This is a genomic window from Paenibacillus sp. AR247 (assembly GCF_002968895.1).
Lineage (GTDB): Bacteria > Bacillota > Bacilli > Paenibacillales > Paenibacillaceae > Paenibacillus_AQ > Paenibacillus_AQ favisporus.
Genome location: NZ_PCZT01000102.1, coordinates 1 through 238 on the forward strand (window position 1 = coordinate 1; position 238 = coordinate 238).

Sequence of the window (238 nt, forward strand, 5' to 3'; positions counted from 1 at the left end):
TGAGCCTCAGCATGATGACCAGCGATCCGGCCAGCGTAATGATGCTGTTCAAGAGCTGCGTTACGCTCTGGTTCAGCGTGTTCGACACGTTCTCGATGTCATTGGTCGTGCGGCTCATCAGTTCTCCGGTCGGATGGGTATCGAAAAAGCGCAGCGGCAGCTGCTGGTATTTATCGAACAGATCCTGGCGGAGGGCCAAGACGGTGCGCTGGGAAACCGCCGTCATGACGTACACCTG

The 238-nt window shown here is 57.1% G+C and carries 1 protein-coding gene; it reads right to left on the minus strand.

What is annotated here, in order from left to right:
• On the minus strand, positions 1-238 hold a 238-nt coding region (locus CPT76_RS36285; RefSeq protein ID WP_146116586.1), incomplete at both ends, for an ABC transporter transmembrane domain-containing protein.